The following is a 4009-nucleotide window of genomic DNA, read 5'->3' as shown; positions in this document are numbered from 1 at the left end:
GGCCCGGAGGTATCGACCTCCGGGCCCCTCGTCGCTCGTCGCGCGGTGAATCAGCCGCGCGCCGCCCGCCGGCGACGCGTGCCGAACCAGGCCGCCGCACCGCCGACGGCCAGCAGAGCGGCCGCGAGGGCGCCGTAGAGGCCGCTGCCGCCCGAACCGGTGGCGGCGAGCGAACCGGTCGCGCTCGTGGTGTCAGTGGTGCCGCCGGTCGTGCCACCCGTGGTGGTGGCCGCGGAGCTGGACACGGACGCCGACGGGGACGCCGAGGAGGAGGCCGAGGCCGAAGCGGACGCGGAGGCCGACGGCGTCGTGGACGGCGTACCGCTCGGCGCGGTGACCACCTCCGGGCCGGCCCTCACCTGGGTCTCGGCGCCGTTGAACCCCCAGGAGTCCGCCATGGAGAACAGTGCCTCCAGCGGGACGACGGTGTCCTTCCCGATGTCGCTCTTCGCGCCGAGGGAGAGGTACAGCTTGATGCTCTCGGTGCCCGCGGAGGAGCCGAAGCCCTTGGCTATGGCGGGGAGTTCCCACTCGCTGTCGTTGAACTCCTTCAGCTTCACGATCTTGCCGCCCACCTCGGCCTCGAGGATGAAGTCGGGGTGGCCCGCGCCCTCCCGGAACTGCTGGGCCGACACGGTGCGCTGCAGCTCGGCGGGGAACTCGCCGGGGCCGGTGGCCGTGGCGTTCAGCACCAGCTCGGCACGCTGACCGGGCCGGGCGACGGCGCCCGTCTTCTGCTCCCACGCCACGTTCAGCCTGCCGGGCGTGATCGCCGGGTCGGTCTTGAAGACCTGGGTGTTGCGGGACGGCTCGTCGTCGGTGTCGCCGATCAGCCGGCCGGCGGTGAGGGTGAAGTCACCGTCGTTGGTGGGGTAGGAGGCGCCGAGGCCGACCGTGACCTTCCAGGTGTACTCGGTCTTCGCCGGGATGGAGAAGGTGGACGCCGCGTTCCCGGTGGCCGGGAAGAACAGCCCCTGGAAGGAGCCGTCCTGCCGCCCGACGGCCGACTTGGTCGCGGGTGCGTCGACCGCGGTCACGTCGAAGACGATGGAGTCCTTCAGCACCGGGCTCGGACCGTCCGGCGTACCCGGCAGCCAGGCCGAGAAGTCCTGCGCCTTGTCCGAGGAGTTGGCGACCGTAAGGATCATCGACTCCGTCGCCCCGCCGCGCTTGAGCGGGCCGGTGGGGGCCGGTGCGCCGAGGGTCATCTTCAGCGCGTGGTCCCCCGCCTTGTCGGCGGCGACGGCGGCGACGGCGGCGACGGCGGTGGCCGGGACGAAGGCGGCGCCGGCGACAGCGGTGACGACGGCGGTCGCGGCCACGATGCGGATGCGGCGGGCGGCGACGGAACGAACGGACATGATGAATCCCCCCAAGGAAACAACAACGGCGCGCCGTGAGACGGCGGCCAGGACACGAGCACGAGGTGCGACGAGCAAGAAGCGCGATGAGCGAGAAGCGCGATGAGCAAGAAGCGCGATGAGCAAGAAGCGCGATGAGCGAGAAGCGCCCGAGCGAGAGGCGCGACGAGAAGGATGAGAAAGGAACCAGGAGAGTGACCGCCCGCCGGTCCTGCTTGTCCCCCCGGCGGCTCGCGGTGCACTTATCCTCACCCGGCATCCATCATTGATCAACCGTCGCTCCGTCACCACTTCGCAACAGCGCCGGAAGGGACGATTCCGCTGGTCAGAGGCCGAAGTCAGAGGCCGAAGGCAGAGGCCGAAGTCAGAGGCTGAAGGCAGAGGCTGAAGGCAGAGGCCGAAGTCAGAGGCTGAAGGCAGGGGCGGAAGGCAGGGGCTGGTGGTCACGGCGCCGCCCACCGGCTGCGACTCGGTTCCGTCCGCTGCCACGGCGGTCACCCAGTAGTGGCGGGTGGAGCCGCGCGCGGCGGTGAGGTCGTTGTACGACGGGTGGTCGGAAGGGACGTCGGGGAGCTTCTCGTAGGCGGAGGTGGCCGGGTTCCAGCGGTAGACCCGGGCTAGCCGCCCGCCGCCCGCCGCCCGCCGCCCGCCGCCCGCCGTCCGCCGTCCGCCGCCGCCGCCGCCTCGGGCGACGACTCGTCGAGGCCGGTCCAGTCCAGCCAGATGCTGCCCTGGCACTCGTCCACGGCCAGCTGCGGGGGCGAACCCCCGGGCGTCGGGACGCGGTAGAAGGAGGTGGCGGCGGGGTCGTCGACGAAGGCGATGCCCTTGCAGGAGCCTGCCGGTCGACTTGAAGGGGGAGTTGGCGTAGTCGTCGACGACGTCCACGAAGAAGCGGCTCTCCTCGCCGTCCGGGACGGTGAGACGAGCAGACCTTGTCCTCGCCGTCGCCCTGGACCTCGGCCGACACCCGGACGGCGACCGAACTTGACGTGACGCCGACCGACGTCGAGTACCACCGGGTCCACCAAGGCCGTGACCCGTGACCAACGGCCTTGGTTGGGCGACTTTTTACGCACTTCACCGGCCGGTTCTCTGCCCAGGTCTTTGCAACGTCTCCGCGTGGTCTCCATGTGTCTTCACCCGCTAAGCGGAGTGTGATGTTGCTACTTCGTTAAGTAGTTCCGCTTGACGCCGATGGCCGCCGCCGCGTTGTCTTTTCAGACACCTGGGTCGACATGTCGCACCCATGTGTCCGGAATCGCACCGAACGCACCTGAAGTGAGCCCCCGAATGCGTCGTATCGCCATAGCCGTGGTCGCCTCCACGATGTCCCTGTCGCTCGCCGGGTGCGGAATGCTGGGAGCCTCGGAGAACAGCAGCAGTGCGACACCGACCCGGAGCAACGACATCACGGTGGGCGTGCTGATGCCGGAGGAGACCAACACCCGGTACGCGGACTTCGACTACCCCATCATCAAGAAGAAGGTCGCCGAGCTCACCCAGAACAAGGGCAGGACCGAGTACGCGAACGCCGCCGGGGAAGCCAAGACGCAGACCACCCAGATGCAGAAGATGATCGAGGAGAAGGTCGACGTCATCCTGCTGGACGCCGTCGACTCGAAGGCGATCGCGGAGACGGTGCAGAAGGCCAAGGACGCGAACATCCCCGTCATCGCCTACGACCGCCTGGCCCAGGGGCCGATCTCCGGGTACGTCTCCTTCGACAACGAGCTCGTCGGCGAGGTGCAGGGCCGCACCCTCGTGGAGGCCATCCCGAACGTCAAGCAGAGCGACAAGATCGTCATGGTGAACGGCTCGCCCACCGACCCGAACGCCGGGCAGTTCAAGGCGGGCGCGCTCAGCGAGCTCACCGGCCGGGTCACGGTGGCGAAGTCGTACGACACCGACAAGTGGAGCCCCGAGGTCGCCGAGGCCAACATGGCGAAGGCGATCGACCTGCTGGGCGCGTCCAACATCGCCGGCGTCTACTCCGCCAACGACGCCATGGCCGGCGGCATCATCAAGGCCCTGAAGGCCGCGGGCGTCAGCGACGGCGACCTGCCCCCGATCACCGGCCAGGACGCCGAGCTGGCGGCCGTGCAGCGCATCATCGGCGGCGAGCAGTTCATGAGCGTCTACAAGCCGTACCCCGGTGAGGCCGAGGCCGCCGCCGAGGCCGCCGTCGCCAAGGTCCAGGGCCGCGACATCCAGTTCGACGCCCTGACCCGCGACCGGGTCGACAGCCCGACCGACAAGGACATCCCGGCCAAGCTGGTGACCGTGGTCGCGCTGACGAAGACCAACATCAAGTCGACCATCGTCGCCGACGGCATCTACAAGGTCTCCGAGATCTGCACCGCGAAGTACAAGGCCGCCTGCCAGGCCCTCGACCTGGTCTGAACCACGGACTCCGGGCGGGCCGACAGCCCGCCCGGACCGCGCCCGCCCGTGTCGCCGCACCTGCCCCGCCCCGCCCCGCCGCGCCCGCCCGGACCGCGCCCGCCCGTGTCGTCGCATCTGTTCCGCCCCGCCGCGCCCGCCCGTGTCGCCGCGTCCGCCCGGACCGCGCCCGCCCGTGTCGCCGCACCTGTCCCGCCCCGCCGCGCCCGCCCGGACCGCGCCCGCCCGTGTCGCCGCACCTGCCC

3 protein-coding genes are annotated in these 4009 nt (G+C 70.4%); 1 reads left to right on the top strand and 2 read right to left on the bottom strand.

Annotation, left to right across the window (positions count from 1 at the left end; translation table 11 throughout):
* Positions 1–50: 50 nt before the first annotated feature.
* Both ACFWBD_RS41360 and ACFWBD_RS41355 read right to left on the bottom strand, forming a co-directional pair.
* Entirely contained in the window at positions 51–1361 is a 1311-nt protein-coding gene (locus ACFWBD_RS41360) for a hypothetical protein (protein ID WP_385679356.1), read from the bottom strand.
* 617 nt (positions 1362–1978) lie between these two features.
* Positions 1979–2107 carry a hypothetical protein gene (locus ACFWBD_RS41355; RefSeq protein WP_385679353.1) on the bottom strand — a complete coding sequence of 43 codons (129 nt, stop codon included), beginning with the start codon at positions 2105–2107 and terminating at the stop codon, positions 1979–1981.
* Between the two features lie 547 nt (positions 2108–2654).
* Here ACFWBD_RS41355 and ACFWBD_RS41350 point away from each other — a divergent pair.
* Entirely contained in the window at positions 2655–3764 is a 1110-nt protein-coding gene (locus ACFWBD_RS41350; protein WP_385679351.1) for a sugar ABC transporter substrate-binding protein, read from the top strand.
* Positions 3765–4009 lie beyond the last annotated feature (245 nt).

The organism is Streptomyces sp. NPDC060002, from assembly GCF_042737245.1.
GTDB lineage: Bacteria > Actinomycetota > Actinomycetes > Streptomycetales > Streptomycetaceae > Streptomyces.
This window is presented reverse-complemented; position numbering and strand designations above follow the sequence as displayed.

What these genes read in the sequence shown, in the direction of transcription:
- ACFWBD_RS41360 (WP_385679356.1), bottom strand. Translation starts at nt 1,361, where the DNA reads ATGTCCGTTCGTTCCGTCGCCGCCCGCCGCATCCGCATCGTGGCCGCG.
- ACFWBD_RS41350 (WP_385679351.1), top strand. Translation starts at nt 2,655, where the DNA reads ATGCGTCGTATCGCCATAGCCGTGGTCGCCTCCACGATGTCCCTGTCG.